The sequence below is a fragment of the Bacteroidota bacterium genome (assembly GCA_016706255.1).
Taxonomy (GTDB): domain Bacteria; phylum Bacteroidota; class Bacteroidia; order Chitinophagales; family BACL12; genus UBA7236.
Genome location: JADJJZ010000003.1, coordinates 531,936 through 550,872, shown reverse-complemented (window position 1 = coordinate 550,872; position 18,937 = coordinate 531,936). Strand labels below are relative to the sequence as shown.

Genomic DNA, 18,937 nt, shown 5'->3' with positions numbered 1-18,937 from the left:
AGGATGCATGGAACAGGTGTAAATCTTTGATGTTTTCTGATTTTTTTTGTGATGTAGATGATCCATTGTTATATAGTATTAAAGAAACATTATAATCAATAAAACGGGTTTAATTTAATATACTAAAGTAATTCCAACTCCTAAACCCATATCGCTGTCGTAATGTGTAGAAAGAGAAAACCACTTTGTAACTATATATTCAAATCCGGCAGCATACTCTTTATCTGTATTTACCATAAGGTTAAAACGCAGCCTGCTTGATATCGGAATACCTTCACGGCCTAATTGCAAACGAAACTGCCCGTCGCTATCAATTCGTGCATCTACAACAAACAACATAGGTAATGTATATTGAACACCCGCAACAAAAGTCTTGCGATCGTTTTTATTGGTGAGCTGACCCAACATCGTATAATCTTCATCGCCAAAAATGTTGTCACCATGCCTCTCCATCTTTTTATAATGGTAATCAAAACCGACATATGGAAAAACCCATTGCATTTTACCAAAATACCGACCGAAGTTTAATTCGCCTTCATAGCCGTGAGAATCATGATAACCAAGGTGCCACATTCCCTGCAATGCATAGCGATTAGTAGAAAGCATTAATTCTCCATCGCTCCCATTACTTTCTAAACCAATTTTGCCCATGAAATGAATCATTGTGTTATCATTTATAAAACTTTTATAGGCTTTTTTCGCATCGGGTAATTCAGGATTTTCTGTCGAATTTACATAGCTGAAAACATTTCCCATTCCCGCCATCATATGATATAAAATATGACAATGAAAAAACCAGTTTCCGTTTTGGTTAGCAGCAAACTCAATTGTATCTGTTTCCATCGGCATAATGTCTAAAACGTTTTTTAGTGGTGAATACTCACCCTGTCCGTTTATTACTCTAACATCATGACCATGCAAATGCATAGGATGCCGCATCATAGAATTGTTATGAAGTATGATGCGTACATTTTGTCCTTGTATAATTAATATTTTATCCCATTCATTTACCGTTTTGTTATTCATTGACCATACGTATCTATTCATATTCCCTGTAAGTGTAAAATGGAGCTCTTTAAAAAGTGTATCCGGCAAAGTTGTTTTTACGGCTGAACGAAGCATTGCATAATTAAGCGTTATAATTTCGGAATTAGCGTCCATATCATGCATTTCATTTAATTCAGGTATGGTATCTTGCTTTTTATTATGCATATGTTATGTTTAATGGAATCATTTTTTAATTCCATATCCATTTCTTTACCACCTGTTATTTCAGGATACATTACAATATTCATATCCATTTGTTGCAAGCTCATTTGCATTCCCATATCATCCATATCGCCATTCATCTTCCTCATATCGTTCATCATCTTCATTCCTTCAAAATATTTTAGCTTGGGCAAAACAGGTGCTTTCATCTTCATTCCATCTCCCAGCCATAATGAAGTTGATTTCGTTCTGTCTTCAGGAGTTGATCTAAACTCATAACTCATATTTTCCGGGATCGTAACAATAACATCATACGTTTCTGCAACTCCAATAATTAACCTGTCAACTTCAACTGGAATTATGTCATTACCATCATTCCCAACAACAGTTATTTTCCCTCCGGCATATTGCAGCCAGAAATAACTTGATGCACCTGCATTAATAATACGAAGTCTCACCTTATCACCAGCCTTAAATTGTGCCGCTTCAGTTTCGGATTTACCATTTGATAAAAAACAATCGTAAAATATATCACTAACATCCATAGCTTCCATGCGTTTCCATTCATTTTCGATTTTGGTCCCAAATGCGTCGGCTTTTATAGCCTCTGCGTAACTTTGTACACTACCCTTTTTTATTGCATACCAATCTGTGCCTGATCGAAGTCGGCGCTGAACCTGATCAGGGTCTTCATTCGTCCATTCACTTAAAACAAGTGTATATTCAGCACTGAATAAATTGGTTATTGCTTGCTCATCCCTTTTTTTAAAAACCAATGCTCCATACATTCCTACCTGCTCCTGTAATCCACTATGTGAATGATACCAATATGTTCCATTTTGTACTACGGCAAATTTGTATAAATGAGTTTCGCCGGGGCCAATTCGTTTTGTAGTTAAATATGGAACACCATCAGCATGATTAGGCAAAATAACGCCATGCCAGTGAAGTGAGGTTTCTTCAGACTTCAGCATATTGTGCAAATAAATTTCAGCTGTATCTCCTTCAGTAAAAATTAAAGTTGGAGCGGGGATAGAACCATTAATTGCAATGGCTCGCTTTGATTTTCCGGCAAAGTTTACTATTGTATCGGTAACATATAAATGATAAACAACTGTTTTACCCGGATGCATATTTATTTTAACGGGTACCAGATCTTCCTCAACAATTTGATTTTTATTTTCAACTTCTCTATTCATATTATGCATGTCATGTTGAGCCGACACATAACTAATGTAAACAAGTTGAATTAATATGAATGTATATATTTTCATTTTACTTTCTTTAGAATTGATACTATTCAATTGTATCCACCACCTTGCCACATGTAAGCATAGAGCTACCATAATAAGGATTTCTAATTTCCTTTTCGCTGCTGAGCCAATATGCATCTTTCATAGGGCAATATTGTTCATAGATCGCCTCATCAGATAGATCTAATGCTTTTGCCAATAATGACATGTTGAGAGAGAGATTTTCAAAATATTCTCTTTGCTTTTTAATGTCCTTACTTTCTGAAATTGCTCCTGCATCTTTTAATAATGCATTAGCATTACCTTCTGAAATTACCTTATAATCTATTGCATTTAATATTTTTAAAAACTCACCCGCTCTAATTGATGTACTATCTACCTTACCAGCAACTAAAGCATTTTTAATGTCATAGTAGGAATTTAGCAACTGAGATGGCTGAGATTGTACAAAATCTTGTGCAAAAGAATTTTGAACAAAAAAACCTGATAAAAATGCAAGTGATAAAATAATTTTTTTCATTTTCATATAATTTAATTTTAACAAAATAAATTTCATTATAGTAAAAGCATTAATTCTGCCATCGTTACCATTAATAAATCTTCAATAATTGCAACTGTACTCATAGGCAAGTTAAATATTGTTCCAAGACACGCACACTGAATAACTTTTTCTTCACCACACTTTGAATTACTCCAATACTGCTGAAACCCATTACTATAATTGTTGCATAGTTGGTCAGATATAAGTCAAAACCATATTTTGGGTAATCTGATATTTTGAATCTAGACCTATTGCATCCTGTAGTTGCCTAACTGTAATTTGTTTCCCCATCGTTATTATGGCATCATCAGGAAGGTTCACTTCTGCTGATAAAACGTCAGGATGTTTTAACAACTGGCTCTTTACATTGGCTATGCATCCTCCACAAGTCATATTAGTTACTTTATAATTATATGTCATAATTCTCATAATACAAAGTTCCATTTCTGTGGGCATTTGCATGTTATATAATTACCGATTTGATTTACGTAATTCCAGCTTCATAATTTATCCAGAGTTTTTCTTTTGTGATCCTTAATGCTTTTAAAGTGAGTGGGTGTTAAATCTGTTATCTTTTTGAATTGAGCACTTAAATGAGCCACGCTACTGTAATTCATTTGGAAAGCAATTTCACTTAATGATAATTCATTATATACAAGTAATTCCTTTACCCGTTCAATTTTCTGTTTTATGATATAATTTTCAATAGTAATTCCTTCAGTTTCGGAAAATAGGCTACTTAAAAAGCTGTAATCTTTTAGCAATTTGATTTCCAGTATTTGAGAGTAATTTAAATGCTTGTGAGAATTACTATTATAGTGGATTTGATTTATAATTGCATTCTTAATGCTTTCAATAATCTTTGCATTTTTCTCTTCAATTACTTGAAATCCTTCTTTTTCTAATTCATCGAGAATTAGTTCTTTCTTATTTCCAAGTGTGGAGTCATCAAGTTCAACTTCTCCCAATTCCACATTCCTAGGATGGAAATGATTCCTTTCGAAAATATTTTTTACAGTGCGGATACACCTTTCGCAAACCATATTTTTAATAAATATCTTCATTTTTTAGCCACTACGGTGAATATTTATCTAAATATTAATTCAGCTAATTCACAATAATTATTTTTTTTGAACTATTACCAATATTAGTTTCTAATTTTAAAGTGTATGTTCCCGGTGCTAATCCTGAAATATCAATTAAAATGTGATCAGTTGCTTTTTCCTGGTGGTTATAAAGAACTTCACCTAATATATTGACTATTTTAATTTCAACCCAAGTTGTATTATTATCCAATTGAATAAATAAATTGTTGGCTGCCGGATTGGGATAAATTAAAAAATTGATTGCATTGTCGCTTTGAATATCTGTGGCATTTGTGTCAATCACTATAAAACTACCCATCATACCATCATCCTCATGATGCAACATGTGGCAATGATACATATATGGCACATCATTATCTGTAAAATCTTTAAACTCTGCAATTACTTCAACATAACTCATTGGCATAACCATTACTACATCTTTTAGCCCTTGTAATTGTAAAGGTACCGGACCGCCATTTATATTATCAACCGTAAATTGAATATCATGGATATGAAATGGATGTGCAATACCCGTATTATTTTGAATCCTCCATTTTTCTGTATCATTAATATAAACAGTTTCGTTTATTACCTCCATATCAAAGTGGTCGCCGTTAATATTAAATGGCCCCATTACTTGACCTTCAGGGTCCATCATTTCATCGGGCTGCAAATTAAAAGTTCTGGTTTTATCGTAGCTAGTTAAAGGCATATTTTCAACTAACACTTCGGGAATTTCTAAAACGGGGTCAATTGTTTGAGCGCCGACATTTATTTGTAATATTTGGAAATCAGCTCCATTTAACGGATTCAAATTATAATCAGTAATTACACCTCCCATCATTCCGGTTACCGTTGAAGCACCATAAATTCCATTCACCATTTCGGAACTGTTGCTCATTAAATAAATTGTTTGCCCTTCCATACCCTGCAAATCCAATAAAATTTCTCCGCGCTCTCCGGGTGCTAACATTAATCTATTTAATGGCAACGAATTACTCAATAATCCACCATCTGTACCGATTAAATTAAATTCTTTATCGTTAGTAAATCCAAAATTATATACTCTCATTGACGACCCGTTTAGTAATCGCAAACGAATTACCTGTGCAGGTGCCTCTAGGTAAGGATCAACAGTACCATTAACACAAACAAGTGTATCATCTTGTGTAGCAATAGCAACTTGGTATAAAACATCAAATGCCTTAGTTTGCACCACAATTGGGAAATCATCAACGCCATAAGTTCTTGGAAGATTTAATTCCGCTTCAGCACTATCTTTTACAATTAAAAAACCTGCCAAACCTTTTGCAACATGTAAATCCGTTTTTCCTAAACCGTGAGGGTGATACCAAAACGTACTTGCATTATTCAAAATTTGAAATTGAGGGCTCCAAGTAGCGCCTTGTTCTATAATCTGATGTGGGCCTCCATCAGCCATAGCCGGCACATGCAAACCATGCCAATGCATCGTAGTTGTATTGCCGGTACCTGTTAAACTATTGGTAACATTTATTGTAACCCAATCCCATTTATTAACAATAATTGTAGGCCCCAAAATATCACCGTTTATGCCAAATGTTGGTGTATTTATTCCATCAAAAAACTGCACAACGCCATTTTGAACATTCAGATTGAACGTAGTTCCGGTAAGCGCAGGTGGAATCACAAGCGGATTTTGAGTTTTGGCAAAAAGGGCGCTACACAATAAAAATATGAGGTGAAATTGTTTTTTCATTTTTATTAATTACTTATTAATAATTGTGATCCTTTTGAAAAAGAATTATTATTTAATATATAAACTAAATATATACCCGTTATAAATGAAGCAACATCGATTGATACATTCGGCTGGAATGATTTTCCGTTTATTAATATACGTCCACTCAAATCGGAAATGAAATATTCAAATCCGTCATTCAAATTTGATGTTATGATTACATTTTTTTGTTGTGCGTTGAAAATAAAATCTATTGATGCAGAAAGTGCATTGGCAACGCTAGAAACTCCATCTGTACTTATTATCCAAGTAAGGGTATCCAATATTTCCGGCGTTGATTCTTCCCAAATAATATATCTAAACAATGAAGTTCCAGAAATATATCCCGGGTTAATACCTACTGACATAAGTCCAACATCGCCATTAAATGCAGTATCCATAGTGCCACTATCCGGAAACCCGTCATAACAAGTACCGTTGTCGCATAAATTGGCTGTCCAACCTATCGGATAAATTGCATCTACTTTTTCATAACTAAATATTAAAGCATCCGTTGTTAAATTATTTTGTATGATGTTAAAATGATAAATATCATTATAAGGAACTGTGCCTATAATAGTATCTGCAGGTGAAATAGAATAATTTTGGCCTGACAATAAATTAGTAACTGCAATCATTACAGCAGTTACTAATAAATTCCTATCGAAATTCATACAGTTCAAATTAGTGCGTTATAGCAATTTGTTCGGTTTTTGTTGAAGCTCCAGCTGTAAATCGCAGCATGTATAAGCCACTCTGGAATGAATTTGTTTCAAAACTTTCAACAAATTCACCGGTGAGCGCAAATTGAACTTCTTTAACTAAAATTATTTTACCGGTTATATCAATAAGCTCAATTTTAATCGGGCCATTTTCTAATAAATTAGCTTTAACTTCAAATTGATTATTTGCAGGGTTTGGCGCCAAATTTAAATCTGAAATAATTGAAGGAATATTCAAAATACTCGTTGTTTCCCCAAATAAGGCAAGTATCGAATCGGCCATTTCCGATGTGTCGCTTGAAACAAAACTCTGCGTAGAGAACATAATTCTATGATCTATACCACCTAATAAAACTACTGTAGGCATTCCGAAGCCACCATAATATGCAACAGGTGTTGCTCCGCTATCCATAGGTGCATAGAATGGTAATAAATTATCTTCTACCCAAGAAATAGAATATTCGCAAGTAGTAGAATTTTGGAACGGAAATGCATACGCTTTTATCATACCTGGATAAGTTGCCATGATGTCATCTGCCATAGTTTGAATTTTTTTTGCAGGTGGAGGGCATGATCCACAGTCAGGCATATAAAAGTGCAAAATAACCGCCTTACCAGCATCTAAATCAGCAAACATGTCTACTGCATTGCCATAACAATCAAGCCCCTGAATTTGCATTGCCGATTGCGCTTTGGCAACTGTGATGAAGGAGGTAAAAACAAATGAAAATAGGAGTAAATTTTTCATAATAAATTGAAATTAACGTTGTGTAAAAATAGTATTTTAGGTTATTGTATAAACGGTAAACGCCCAACAGGAAGCACTTCGGGTTACATCAAAGTGTTGTAAAATCAGATAAGTATGCTTGAATTAAGCACAGGTATTCCCTGTTTGGGAGGAGGGGGGCTAAATCCAGAATAAATTAGAAAGCCAAGTATGGTTTCAAAATTATTAAAATCAATATGAGCTTGATTTATAGCCACTAAATTAAATTCAATAGGAGATGCCTTAACAATTTCAATTGTTGTTGTTGAAAAAAATTGACCTATAGAAAGCGAAAACGCTAAATGCTGCTCCTGACAGTCACCATTAGGCGAGGCAGTGGATGACGTAGACTCAGCCTCTTTACTGCAACAACTATGCGTTTCTATAGTTTCATTGCAACAACTTTTGAGACTAACGCTGCAGAAAGCTGAGCAGGCATAGGTTTGCAGCAATCCAACTAAGATTACAATTACAATACTTTTAAACCCAATGTTTGCACCGCTTGGCATAGATTCATCAAATATACGCAAAACTACAAACTATGTAGTAAAAGGTTGAATTTTAATTCAATTTTAAAATTTGGGCTACTAGACCTTTACTGATACTGGGCTGTGGCTTATTCTATCCATTTGTGATTTTAATTACATCTTCACAAAAATGAATCATTTAAAATAAGTTTTACCGAGTGAAAAATTCAAGAGAATTATTAACCTTCTTGTTAAGACTTAAATTAAAGGGTAAAAAGATTGCTTTAGTAGATAACCGAAATTTGAATATGATAGATATAAATATTTATTCCGAATTGCAATTGATGGGATTGTTTTGTGCTTGCCTTATTTTATATAATTGGTAATTATTTTCACCAAATACTCGCCTAAATGCTCAAAATATTTACCAAATGTCTCGAATTTATTCACAATAAAATTTTCATTTTTTACTGAAAGCATTACAAATAATGATTAATAATCATGGGTCTAGAGAAATGACATAGGCGGTGGATCAGGCATTAATGAGCGGTTAGAAATAGTTACTTCCCAATACAAAAATTCCTAAAAATATTATCCAATAAATCTTCATTCGTTACCTGCCCGGTTATTTCTCCAATGGCGTTTAATGCGTAGCGTATGGATAGCGCTGTGAGGTCGCCGCTTTCGTTGTTGTGGAGGGATTGGAGCACTTCGTTGAGCGTGGTGCGGGCTTTGTTGAGGGCTTCGAGGTGGCGCGCGTTGGTGACTACTGTGTTTTCAAAATTAAAGTCTTCATGCACAATTTTTTTATACATGATGGATTTTAATTCGTCGATGTTTGTTTTTTGAAGGGATGAGATATAACAATCGGGCTCAAATTCAAAAAATTGTGCGAGTAATTTTCCGCCTTCGGGGGTGTCAATTTTATTAGCAACTACCAACATCCGGTCGCCGGCTTCCACCAAATTATTTAAATCGCTGCGCACTTCTTCGGGTGTCATGGCATTTACATCAAACATATAAATTAACAATGTTGATGTTTTAATTTTTTCCATGGTTTTTGCAACACCAATTTTTTCTATTTCATCTTTTGCTTCCCGAATACCAGCTGTGTCAATTAAACGGAATATTACACCGTTAATGTTTAATTCCTCTTCTATTGTATCTCTTGTAGTTCCTGCAATGTGACTAACTATTGCACGCTCCTCATTTAATAATGCATTTAATAGTGTAGATTTTCCTGCATTCGGCCTACCGGCAATTACGGTGTTAACACCATTCTTTATCACATTGCCCAATTCAAACGAACGAATTAAACGGTCCAGTTCAACATTAATTTTATCAATTAAATGCACCATGTGACTGCGTTCGGCAAACTCAACATCTTCTTCACTAAAATCTAATTCCAATTCAATAAGTGAAGCAAAATGAATTAATTCGAAACGCAATTGTTTTAATGTTTCTCCGTAACCACTGCGCATTTGTTTTAATGCAATATCATGTGAGGCCTGTGTTTGTGCTGCAATTAAATCGGCAACTGCTTCGGCCTGACTTAAATCCATTTTACCATTTAAAAATGCACGCATGGTAAATTCACCGGGCTTTGCTAAACGCGCACCATTTTTTATCAGCACCTGAATAATTTGTTGCTGAATAAATGGCGAGCCGTGACAACTTATTTCAATAATATCTTCACCCGTATATGATCTCGGATTTTTAAATAAACCGATAACCACCTCATCTATTTTATTTCCTTCGTCAGAAATTACCCCAAAGTGTAAAGTATGCGATGCTGCTCTTGCTAAACGTTTCCCGATAAATACTTTGTCTGTTATCTCTATGGCCGTATCACCCGATAAGCGTATAACGGCAATAGCACCAACTCCGGGAGCGGTGCTTAAGGCAACTATTGTATCTTTGTGTTCGGCCAATTGCATCAAATGCGAAGGTAATGTGTTCAGGGCAAATACATATCTAAATGGGTAATGAAAAACAAAAATCCGGCTTCAATTTTATTTCAGGTATCGCCGTTACTATCGTCGGATTGCTCATAACGCCCATGGGTATTTCCGGCTTGCTGCATACCTCGTTTGACGCTGCCGGATGGATACTTCTCATTTTTACTTTATCCGGATTCTTATTATTGGCAAGCGGAATAACCATGTTAATTCAGTCCCGGAGTCAAAATAAATCAAGCGGCAAACTCCTGAACACTATTGTTGAAGCACAAAAAAACAATTTAATATTAAGTGAAATTGAATTTCAGCCCGATCGCGCGCATTGGCTTATCGACAAAACAACCTGGAACAATTTCAAAAAAAATGAAACAAAATACCGCTTAGTTGACAATATCTATTTTTTTATTGCTTTTGCAGTGGCAGGAGCGGTATTACTTACTATCAATAAAGGGGCGGTTATTGGACGCGCTTTTATCGTTTCTATTATTATCGGAATAATTGTAGTTGTTATTCGCCGTGCAATTGCAATGGCGAAATTAAAATCTAAAACAAAATATCAAGAGCTTTATTTAACAGATTACTTTATTGTGTTAAACGGTGAAAAATATTTACTTTTTGGTGATGGCGTATACACTTCATCTGTTCGATTATTCGATAATATATCCCCAATAATACTTGAATTTAAAATTCATTGGAAAACCCGCAATGGTGTTACTTTCGACGAATTACGACTACCGGTTCCACCCGCTGAAATTACCAAAGCAACCAATTTTTGTAGTAACTTTATATCAAAACATGCATTACATGAAAAATAAAATCCTTTTCTTTTATATTTTATTTTGCAGCACCTTGTTGCAAGCACAATTTAAACCCGGTGATATTGGTTTTAAAGCAAATGAAACCAAGGTATACAAAACACAAAAAGTTAAAACCCAAAAACAAACTGTTGTTGATGCTGAAGGATATTCATCCGACCTTCAAGTGAATTATTATGATCAAAATGGTATGTTGACAAAAATTGCTTACGACCAAGACACGACAATGCCGGTTGAAGAACGTGGTCCGGAAATGAAAGATGAATATTCTTATTTTCCTGATGGACGTGTAAAACAAATTATTTTATACGGTTATGATCTGGTGGACATTACACATAATTTTGAATATGATAAAAAAGGTCGCTTAACAGAAAGTAAATACGCATCTGCTGAGGCCAGAGTATACCGCTATACCTATGACAATGCTGGCAATATTATTAAACGTATCGGCAAAGCAGCTTTTTTTGAAACCGACGATGAAGGCAATGCTACCGGAGATATGGTAATGGTGGATTACGATTCCAGCAGCTATACATGGGATGACAAGTCCAACCTGTTGAGTGAAGTATTTTATATGGGTGGCGAATTATATTACCAGATTAATTATACCTACAACGATAATAATACATTAAACGGATACAAAGTGTATTACGATATCACGCCGGATGCGCAAGCGTCATTTACCGTTGTTTTTAAATACGACAAAAACGGATTGCCGGAGCAAATGATTACTGAAGAAGAAGGTTTTAGACTGACTAATTATTTCGCTTATACATTTTATTAAGCCAATCTTTAAAAGATTCTATATTAAAAACGGCATGAAAATAAATCTTGCCGTTTTTTAATGCCCGATTCTGCTTAACTTTGCCCTATGCGAATTCTGATGGTTTGTCTTGGTAATATTTGTCGCAGCCCTTTAGCAGAGGGCGTTTTACGCTACAAAGCACAACAAAAAGGATTAAACTGGCATATTGAAAGTGCAGGCACTGGAGCCTGGCATGTTGGGCAGGCACCGGACCCTCGTTCACAAAAAGTTGCGCTGTTGCATGGAATTGATATCTCGAAACAAAAAGCTCAACAATTTTCACCTTATCATCTGGAAACATTTGATAAAATATATGCCATGGATAGCTCCAACTATCAGGATATTATTCGTCACGCAAAAAATGAAATTGAAAAAAACAAAGTCGAACTGCTGATGAACAGCAGCGAACCCGGCAAAAACAAAGCAGTTCCCGACCCCTATTATGATGATAATTTATACGAAGTAGTTTATCAAATGATAGATGAAGCGTGTGAGGAGATTGTGCGGAGAGGGGATTGAGGGGATTGAAGTAGAATTGAAACAAGATTGAAGCAGAATTGAAACAAAATTGAAACAAAATTGAACAGAATTGAAACAGAATTGAACAAGATTTAATCAAGTTTGAACATAATTGAAACATGATTGAAACAGAATTGAACAATAAAAAAAATTATACATAAATTAACCCAATGCAGGATCTAATAAAAATAAGATGCATGCAATTTCAACTCAAAATAAAATAAATTTTGATTCAATGTTGCTCAATTTTGTTCAATCCAAAAATATAAATAAATTAAATCGATACTCAAAAATTCAATTAACGATCAGCAATAGCATCGAAAGCGATTAACCAAATAACCATCATGTCAAAACAAAAACCATCTATACCAAAAGGCACAAGAGATTTCGGACCGGAAGCTGTTTCAAAACGGAATTATATCATTGATATAATAAAATCAGTTTATCAATTATATGGTTACCAGCCGTTGGAAACCCCTGTAATGGAAAATTTATCTACATTAATGGGTAAGTATGGTGAAGAAGGTGATAAATTATTATTCAAAATAATAAACAGTGGTGATTATTTAAAAGATGTTGATTCCGGTTATTTGCAGGAACGGAATTCAAATAAAATGCTCACACAAATTTCGGAAAAAGGATTGCGTTACGACCTCACGGTGCCTTTTGCCCGTTATGTGGTAATGAATCAGAACGAGTTGGCATTTCCTTTTAAACGATACCAGATACAACCTGTATGGCGCGCCGACAAACCACAAAAAGGGCGTTACAGAGAATTTTATCAGTGTGATGCTGATGTAATTGGCAGCAACAGTTTAATGCTCGATGCCGAAATGGTAATGATGATTGCCGATGTGTTCGATAAATTAAATTTAAGTGTCACCATTCGTTTAAATAACCGGAAAATATTAGACGGTTTAAATGAATATATCGGTGAAACTGAAAAAAATGTTGCACTGGTAACAGCAATCGATAAATTAGATAAAGTTGGACTAGATGGCGTTGAAGCAGAACTAAAAGAAAAAGAATTTACATCAGACCAAATTAATAAAATTAAAACGCTGTTAAGTTATTCCGGAGACACCTCAGGAAAAATCGAATTTTTAGAAAATATTTTTACAGGTGAAAAAGGAACAAAAGGTATTTCGGAAATAAAATCACTTTTTGAAAAATTAAAAGGAGTTGCTTCCGAAAAAATACAAATTCAATTCGATTTAACCCTTGCCCGCGGCTTGAGTTATTATACCGGAACTATTTACGAAGTAGTTTCTAATGAGGTTAAAATAGGCAGTATTTTAGGTGGAGGCCGCTATGATGACCTCACCGGAATTTTTGGGTTACCAAATATGAGTGGTGTGGGAATTTCATTCGGATTAGATCGTATCTATGATGTAATTACCGAATTAAATCGTTTCCCTGCTGCTGCATTAAGCAATACACAGGTATTATTTATTCCCTTTGACACCGATGCCGAACAATTTGCTATTGCTTGTGCACGCCAATTAAGAACCGAAAATATCCGTTGCGAAGTTTACCCCGACCTCAACGCTAAAATGGGTAAAAAATTCAAATACGCCGACGATAAAAAAATTCCTTATACAGCAGTAATCGGCAGCAATGAAATGGCCGAAGAAAAAGTAGCATTAAAAAACATGTCCACCGGCGAACAAAAACTCGTTACGCTTCAGGAACTCATTTCAGAATTAAATGGCGAAAGCGGATTTGCATTTCTCGACCTATCAGAATAGGCAATTAGCAAATTAGCTGATTAGCAAATTAGCTAATGTGTAACCTTCTATTGCTGCGCAATAAAAGCGGGGGATGTTTTTTTAATTATTCAACTAATTTGAATTTAGCAAAAATTGACAATCGTAATTCAACATGCAATGCTTGGCACTCACCCCATTAGCTAATTTGCTAATCAGCTAATTAGCTAATTACAACATATCCTTCATCTTATCAAAAAACCCCTTTTCCTTCCGTGTTTCATTAACATCGGGAATGAAATTTTTTGCTGTCTGTAATTTTTCCAGCATTTTTCTTTCTTCAGAAGATAATTTACGTGGAACCCAGATGTGTACTTCAATAATCTGGTCACCTTTTCCGTAACTGTTTAGTGATGGTAAACCTTTACCTTTTAAGCGCATGATATGACCACTTTGGGTGCCTTCAGGAATGGTTACTCTTACTTTGCCATCTATTGTAGGCACTTCTACTTTTGTGCCTAATGCAGCATCAGCAAAACTGATATATAAATCATATAAAACGTGATTGCCTTCGCGTTTTAAATCATTATCTTTTACTTCTTCAATTGAAATTAATAAATCACCATTTGGTCCGCCTTTTTCTCCGGCATTTCCTTTTCCGTTCATCGATAATTCAACACCATCGTGCACACCTGCTGGAATATCAATATTAATGGTATCCTCACCGTATACGCGACCATCGCCATGACATTTAGTACAATTTGCTGTAACCTGTTGTCCGCTGCCGTGACAAGTCGGGCATGTTTGTGTTGTGGCCATTTGGCCTAAAATTGTATTTTGCACACGACGAACAACACCTGCACCGTTACATGTTTTACATGTACTTACACTCGACGCATCTTTGGCACCGCTTCCGGAACACACATCGCAAACAACATATTTTTTTACTTTAATTGTTTTACGTGTTCCTTCTGCAATTTCTTTTAAAGTGAGTTTTACTTTAATACGAATATTACTTCCGCGAATACCACGTGAACGTTGTCCTCTTCCGCCACCACCGCCACGGCCGCCAAAAAAATCGCCAAAAACCGATTCACCAAAAATATCTCCGAACTGGCTGAAAATATCATCCATGTTCATGTGTTGCCCGCCACCACCGGCACCACTTACACCGGCATGACCAAACTGATCGTATTTAGCTTTTTTTTGCTGGTCGCTTAATACTTCGTATGCCTCGGCAGCCTCTTTAAATTTATCTTCAGCTTCTTTATTGCCCGGATTTTTATCAGGGTGAAACTGTAAAGCCATCTTGCGATAAGCTTTTTTTATCTCCTCTGCAGTTGCTGATTTACTAACGCCTAATATCTCGTAAAAATCTCTTTTTGCCATGTCTATTCTTGCTGAATAATATACCGATGAAATTTAATTTATTTGCCAATCACCACTTTTGCGTAGCGAATTATTTTATCGTTTAATGTGTAACCCTTTTCTAAAACATCAACAACTTTTCCTTTTAAGTCATCAGTTGGTGCAGGAATTTCGGTAATTGCTTCCATTAAATCGGTATTAAATTCCATTCCCTTACATGGAATTTCCTTTAATCCTTTTTGGCTAAGGGTAGATTTTAATTTCTCGCTAATTAATTTTAATCCCTCCTTAACCGCCTCCAGGTCCTTAGCATTAGCTACTACTTGTTCGGCACGTTCTACATCATCCAGCGAGGGTAATAAGTCCTTAATCACGTCCTGACCCGCAGTTTTGAATAATTCAATTCTTTCTTTGCTGGTTCTGCGTTTAAAATTTTCAAATTCGGCAAGCAGACGAATGTATTTATCCTTCTGGTCTTCAAGCTCCTTTAAGGCAGATGTAGTTTCATCAATAACCTGCTCTTCAACCGGTAATCCGGCATCTGTAGTTTCAGCGTTTTCGAGCATTTCGTCTTTTATTTCCTTTTCTTCCATTTCTTGCATTGCAATAGCTTATTTGAGTTAATGACAAAGTTTCACCTTACGGCTATTTACCGCAGGTTGAAATCGGAGGTCAAAAATACTGCCACCGCCGGCTTATTGCCAAAATGACACAATAATATTACTGGAAATGACGAAAGTGACTGTTAATTGAGCTCTTCCTTGATGATTTTTTCAAGGTCCTCAATCAAAATATTGCGTTTTATTACCACGCCGTGGCCATCGAGTAAATAATACTTAGGCAGGTAATTTACACCGTAGTCAATGGCACTTTGGGCATTCCAGCCCTTGGTATCAATGGTCTGACAAGGCCAGGTAACGTTGTCCTGAGTTATTGCGGCCTCCCATTTTGCCTTATCTGTGTCGAGCGATACACTGTAAACACAAAAGTTTTTGCCGTCTTTAAAATCAGCATTTTTGTATTTGCGATATAATCTGTCCATTTCAAAATGATTCATTCTGGCAGCCGAGTTACCCGACTCCCAAAATTCAACCAACACATAAGAACCTTTTAAAGCTGAAAGTTGCAACCATTCACCATGTTTATCACTGGTAATAATGTTTGGTCCGGAATTACCTGTTGATATACCAACAGTTTTTGAATTTGCTGTCCCTGAACAGCCTACAAAGCTTGCTGCTCCGATAATTAGAGCACATACCATTAATCCGTTTTTAAGGAATTGAGGAGAGGAAATCTTCATTGTAATGTTAATCTTTTAATCCGTTTAATATTTTTTCTAAATCTGAAATGATGATATTATGGTTGATGATTACACCTGATTCGTTAATTAAAAAATATTTTGGCAACGTGGCAACTTTATAATCCAGTATTGCCTGTGCATTCCATGCTTTCCGGTCGTTTACAATTACCGGCCACACAATTCCATCCTCTTTAACAGCTGCTTGCCAAGCTGCAATATCACTGTCTATCGATAAACTATATACCTCAAGGCCCTCCCCTTCTTTAAATGAAGCTGTTTTAAACTTCTGATACATGCGTTGTATTTCAAAGTGATTTTTCCGGGCCACACTGTTATTTGAATCCCAAAACTCAAGTAAAACCAGTTTACCCTTGTAATCAGATAATTTGATGGAATTTCCGGAAACGTTTGTAGCAGTAATTTCAGGCGCTAAATTGCCTGAAGAAACACCAATAGTTGGTGCCGTTGTTTTGCAAGATATGATAAGCACGACCATAGCCATGCCCATAATTAATCCCTGTGTTTTCATAAAAGGATTCCCGTTGAATCTCACCATTTATCAGCGTGTGTTGTCGTCGATTGGGTAATGGCTGTTATAAAATATGATAAGCAAAGTTACAGAAGATGGGTAATCTGTGAAATTGCTTTTTCAACAGTTATAGATTAATAACTGCATGATTTCGTTGCATAAGTGACATTAAATTCTTTTTATCTGCGCTCCGAGGGCTAACAAACGTTGGTCAATATACTGGTAACCACGGTCTATTTGCTCGATATTGCGGATAATACTCTTTCCTTCGGCAGATAAAGCTGCAATAAGCAAAGCAACCCCTGCCCTAATGTCGGGAGAAGTCATTTCGATACCGCGCAGTTTATTTTTGCGCTCCAGGCCTATAACCGTTGCCCTATGCGGGTCGCAGAGGATAATCTGGGCGCCCATTTCAATCAGTTTATCGGTAAAAAACAAGCGGCTTTCAAACATTTTTTGATGTATCAGCACACTTCCTTTGGCCTGTGTAGCCACTACCAGAACAATACTGATTAAATCGGGTGTAAAGCCCGGCCATGGCGCATCTGCGACAGTTAAGATGGAACCATCGAGAAAATTTTGTATTTCGTAGATATCTTGTGACGGGATAAACAAATCATCCCCTCTTAATTCCATTTGAATGCCCAGTTTTGAGAACACTTCCGGTATCACCCCCAACATATCAAACCTTACATCCTTAATCGTTATCTCACTCTTGGTCATGGCTGCCAGTCCTATAAAGCTGCCAATCTCAATCATATCCGGTAAAATGCGATGTTCACAGCCATCAAGCTGCTCAACACCATCAATATGTAACAAATTGGAGCCAATACCCGAAATTTTTGCCCCCATAGCTACTAACATGTGACATAGCTGTTGGAGATAAGGTTCACAGGCAGCATTGTAAATCGTAGTTCTGCCTTCAGCCAATACAGCGGCCATTACAATATTTGCTGTTCCTGTGACAGAAGCTTCATCCAGCAACATATAAGCGCCTTTCAGCTTTTCTGCACTGATGGCACCGGTTTCAATATTGAACTCAGCGCCCAATTTCATAAACCCAATAATATGGGTATCCAAACGGCGACGGCCAATTTTATCGCCTCCGGGTTTTGACAATGTGGCATGTTTGAAACGCGCTAACAGCGGGCCCATCACCATAACCGAGCCGCGCATTTTGCGACTTTGGTTCACAAATTCCATACTGTTGATATAGGCCAGATTTATTTCATCCGCCTGAAACTCACAAGTATGCGGGTTTAAGCGGTTAACCTTAACCCCCATCTGAGCGAGTAATTCTATCAGAAAATTTACATCTCTGATATCCGGAATATTATGGATGGTAACTTTTTGGTCGGTAAGTAAAACGGCACAGATTACCTGCAACGCTTCATTTTTTGCACCTTGGGGAATAATCTCACCTTTGAGCTGCTTCCCTCCGGTAATTTCAAATGCGTTCATTAACGATTCTTTTTGAAATTCTTATAATTCTGATTTTGTCCGGGACGTTTGAAATTGCGCCCTCCGTTGTTGTTGTTTCTGTTTTGCTGCGGCTGATTGATCTGGCGGCGGGCAGTAGATTTTGTTAAAGTATCCAGGTCGCTGTCCTCATCTAATTGTAATTGTCCGTTACTCAAACTTTCCAAATCCTGTTTAATGGTAAGGTCGTTTACATTGTCGCGATTCCAGTTTAAGTAAACCAGTTTCATATAGTTGCCAATTACCTGTGCAAATTCCTGTTTTATGGCAGGGTCTTCTATTTCAGAAGCTTTTTTCACGCAGTTTTCAATGTTTTTACCGTAATGGGCAAATTTTATTTTTTGTTTCGGATACTTCAATTTGATATTTCTGCGCAACAGGGTTTCGCGCTCAGGAACCGGATAAGGTGAATTCGCCTTAAGTTTAAAATCACTCATCATATAAATATGATCCCACAGCTTATGCCGAAAATCTTCCACATTACGCAAAGTCGGGTTCATGGTTCCCATCATATCAATGATATCGAGCACCAGTTTGTTTCTCACTTCATCATCCTCAATTTTAACTGCAAAGTCAACCAACTGTTGAATATGGCGACCGTATTCGCGAAGTATCAGCTTTGGAAGCTGGGTATTATATGGCATTTATATTCT

General features: G+C 36.2%; 17 protein-coding genes and 2 pseudogenes. 4 read left to right on the top strand and 15 right to left on the bottom strand.

Annotated features, from left to right (window positions below; translation table 11 throughout):
* Positions 1–114 precede the first annotated feature (114 nt).
* The 9 genes and pseudogenes from IPI65_04135 to mnmE all read right to left on the bottom strand — a co-directional run bounded on the left by IPI65_04135 (position 115) and on the right by mnmE (position 9,742).
* A pseudogene (locus IPI65_04135) lies at positions 115–2,555 on the bottom strand (multicopper oxidase domain-containing protein).
* Positions 2,506–2,982, bottom strand: coding sequence for a DUF3347 domain-containing protein (locus tag IPI65_04130; GenBank protein ID MBK7440734.1), 477 nt, complete (start codon positions 2,980–2,982; stop codon positions 2,506–2,508). Before IPI65_04130 ends, IPI65_04135 begins: the two are co-directional and overlap by 50 nt.
* Positions 2,983–3,017: 35 nt before the next feature.
* Positions 3,018–3,423 (bottom strand): annotated as a pseudogene (locus IPI65_04125) (heavy-metal-associated domain-containing protein).
* A gap of 80 nt (positions 3,424–3,503) precedes the next feature.
* Positions 3,504–4,067 carry a helix-turn-helix domain-containing protein gene (locus IPI65_04120; protein MBK7440733.1) on the bottom strand — a complete coding sequence of 188 codons (564 nt, stop codon included), beginning with the start codon at positions 4,065–4,067 and terminating at the stop codon, positions 3,504–3,506.
* A 43-nt stretch (positions 4,068–4,110) separates the two neighbouring features.
* Complete coding sequence (locus tag IPI65_04115) at positions 4,111–5,829, bottom strand: multicopper oxidase domain-containing protein (GenBank protein MBK7440732.1); 1,719 nt, start codon at positions 5,827–5,829, stop codon at positions 4,111–4,113.
* 5 nt (positions 5,830–5,834) lie between these two features.
* The gene (locus tag IPI65_04110) at positions 5,835–6,524 is read right to left on the bottom strand and encodes a hypothetical protein (GenBank protein MBK7440731.1); all 690 of its coding nucleotides are present in this window, start codon (positions 6,522–6,524) and stop codon (positions 5,835–5,837) included.
* Between the two features lie 10 nt (positions 6,525–6,534).
* Positions 6,535–7,320, bottom strand: a complete 786-nt coding sequence (locus tag IPI65_04105) for a T9SS type A sorting domain-containing protein (GenBank protein ID MBK7440730.1) — start codon at positions 7,318–7,320, stop codon at positions 6,535–6,537.
* A gap of 104 nt (positions 7,321–7,424) precedes the next feature.
* A complete protein-coding gene (locus tag IPI65_04100) occupies positions 7,425–7,847 on the bottom strand; it encodes a hypothetical protein (protein ID MBK7440729.1) in 423 nt (140 codons plus the stop codon).
* Between the two features lie 518 nt (positions 7,848–8,365).
* The gene (mnmE, locus tag IPI65_04095; protein ID MBK7440728.1) at positions 8,366–9,742 is read right to left on the bottom strand and encodes a tRNA uridine-5-carboxymethylaminomethyl(34) synthesis GTPase MnmE; all 1,377 of its coding nucleotides are present in this window, start codon (positions 9,740–9,742) and stop codon (positions 8,366–8,368) included.
* Positions 9,743–9,783: 41 nt separating this feature from the next.
* Here mnmE and IPI65_04090 point away from each other — a divergent pair, with 41 nt between their 5' ends.
* The 4 genes from IPI65_04090 to IPI65_04075 all read left to right on the top strand — a co-directional run bounded on the left by IPI65_04090 (position 9,784) and on the right by IPI65_04075 (position 13,650).
* A complete protein-coding gene (locus IPI65_04090; protein MBK7440727.1) occupies positions 9,784–10,578 on the top strand; it encodes a hypothetical protein in 795 nt (264 codons plus the stop codon).
* The gene (locus IPI65_04085) at positions 10,568–11,362 is read left to right on the top strand and encodes a hypothetical protein (GenBank protein ID MBK7440726.1); all 795 of its coding nucleotides are present in this window, start codon (positions 10,568–10,570) and stop codon (positions 11,360–11,362) included. The genes IPI65_04090 and IPI65_04085 overlap by 11 nt, the downstream gene beginning before the upstream one ends.
* A gap of 87 nt (positions 11,363–11,449) precedes the next feature.
* Positions 11,450–11,902: a low molecular weight phosphotyrosine protein phosphatase gene (locus IPI65_04080; GenBank protein ID MBK7440725.1), complete on the top strand. Its 453-nt coding sequence runs from the start codon at positions 11,450–11,452 to the stop codon at positions 11,900–11,902.
* A gap of 344 nt (positions 11,903–12,246) precedes the next feature.
* Positions 12,247–13,650, top strand: a complete 1,404-nt coding sequence (locus IPI65_04075) for a histidine--tRNA ligase (GenBank protein ID MBK7440724.1) — start codon at positions 12,247–12,249, stop codon at positions 13,648–13,650.
* A 189-nt stretch (positions 13,651–13,839) separates the two neighbouring features.
* Here IPI65_04075 and dnaJ read toward each other — a convergent pair whose 3' ends face one another.
* The 6 genes from dnaJ to IPI65_04045 form a co-directional block, all read right to left on the bottom strand.
* Positions 13,840–14,997: a molecular chaperone DnaJ gene (dnaJ, locus tag IPI65_04070; GenBank protein ID MBK7440723.1), complete on the bottom strand. Its 1,158-nt coding sequence runs from the start codon at positions 14,995–14,997 to the stop codon at positions 13,840–13,842.
* A 38-nt stretch (positions 14,998–15,035) separates the two neighbouring features.
* Positions 15,036–15,569: a nucleotide exchange factor GrpE gene (locus IPI65_04065; protein MBK7440722.1), complete on the bottom strand. Its 534-nt coding sequence runs from the start codon at positions 15,567–15,569 to the stop codon at positions 15,036–15,038.
* Positions 15,570–15,721: 152 nt separating this feature from the next.
* Entirely contained in the window at positions 15,722–16,276 is a 555-nt protein-coding gene (locus IPI65_04060; GenBank protein ID MBK7440721.1) for a TlpA family protein disulfide reductase, read from the bottom strand.
* A gap of 7 nt (positions 16,277–16,283) precedes the next feature.
* Positions 16,284–16,805, bottom strand: coding sequence for a TlpA family protein disulfide reductase (locus IPI65_04055; protein MBK7440720.1), 522 nt, complete (start codon positions 16,803–16,805; stop codon positions 16,284–16,286).
* A gap of 168 nt (positions 16,806–16,973) precedes the next feature.
* Entirely contained in the window at positions 16,974–18,266 is a 1,293-nt protein-coding gene (gene murA, locus IPI65_04050; GenBank protein ID MBK7440719.1) for a UDP-N-acetylglucosamine 1-carboxyvinyltransferase, read from the bottom strand.
* Positions 18,266–18,928 (bottom strand): DUF4290 domain-containing protein, encoded by a 663-nt coding sequence (locus tag IPI65_04045; GenBank protein MBK7440718.1) that lies wholly within the window; start codon positions 18,926–18,928, stop codon positions 18,266–18,268. The genes murA and IPI65_04045 overlap by 1 nt, the downstream gene beginning before the upstream one ends.
* Positions 18,929–18,937 lie beyond the last annotated feature (9 nt).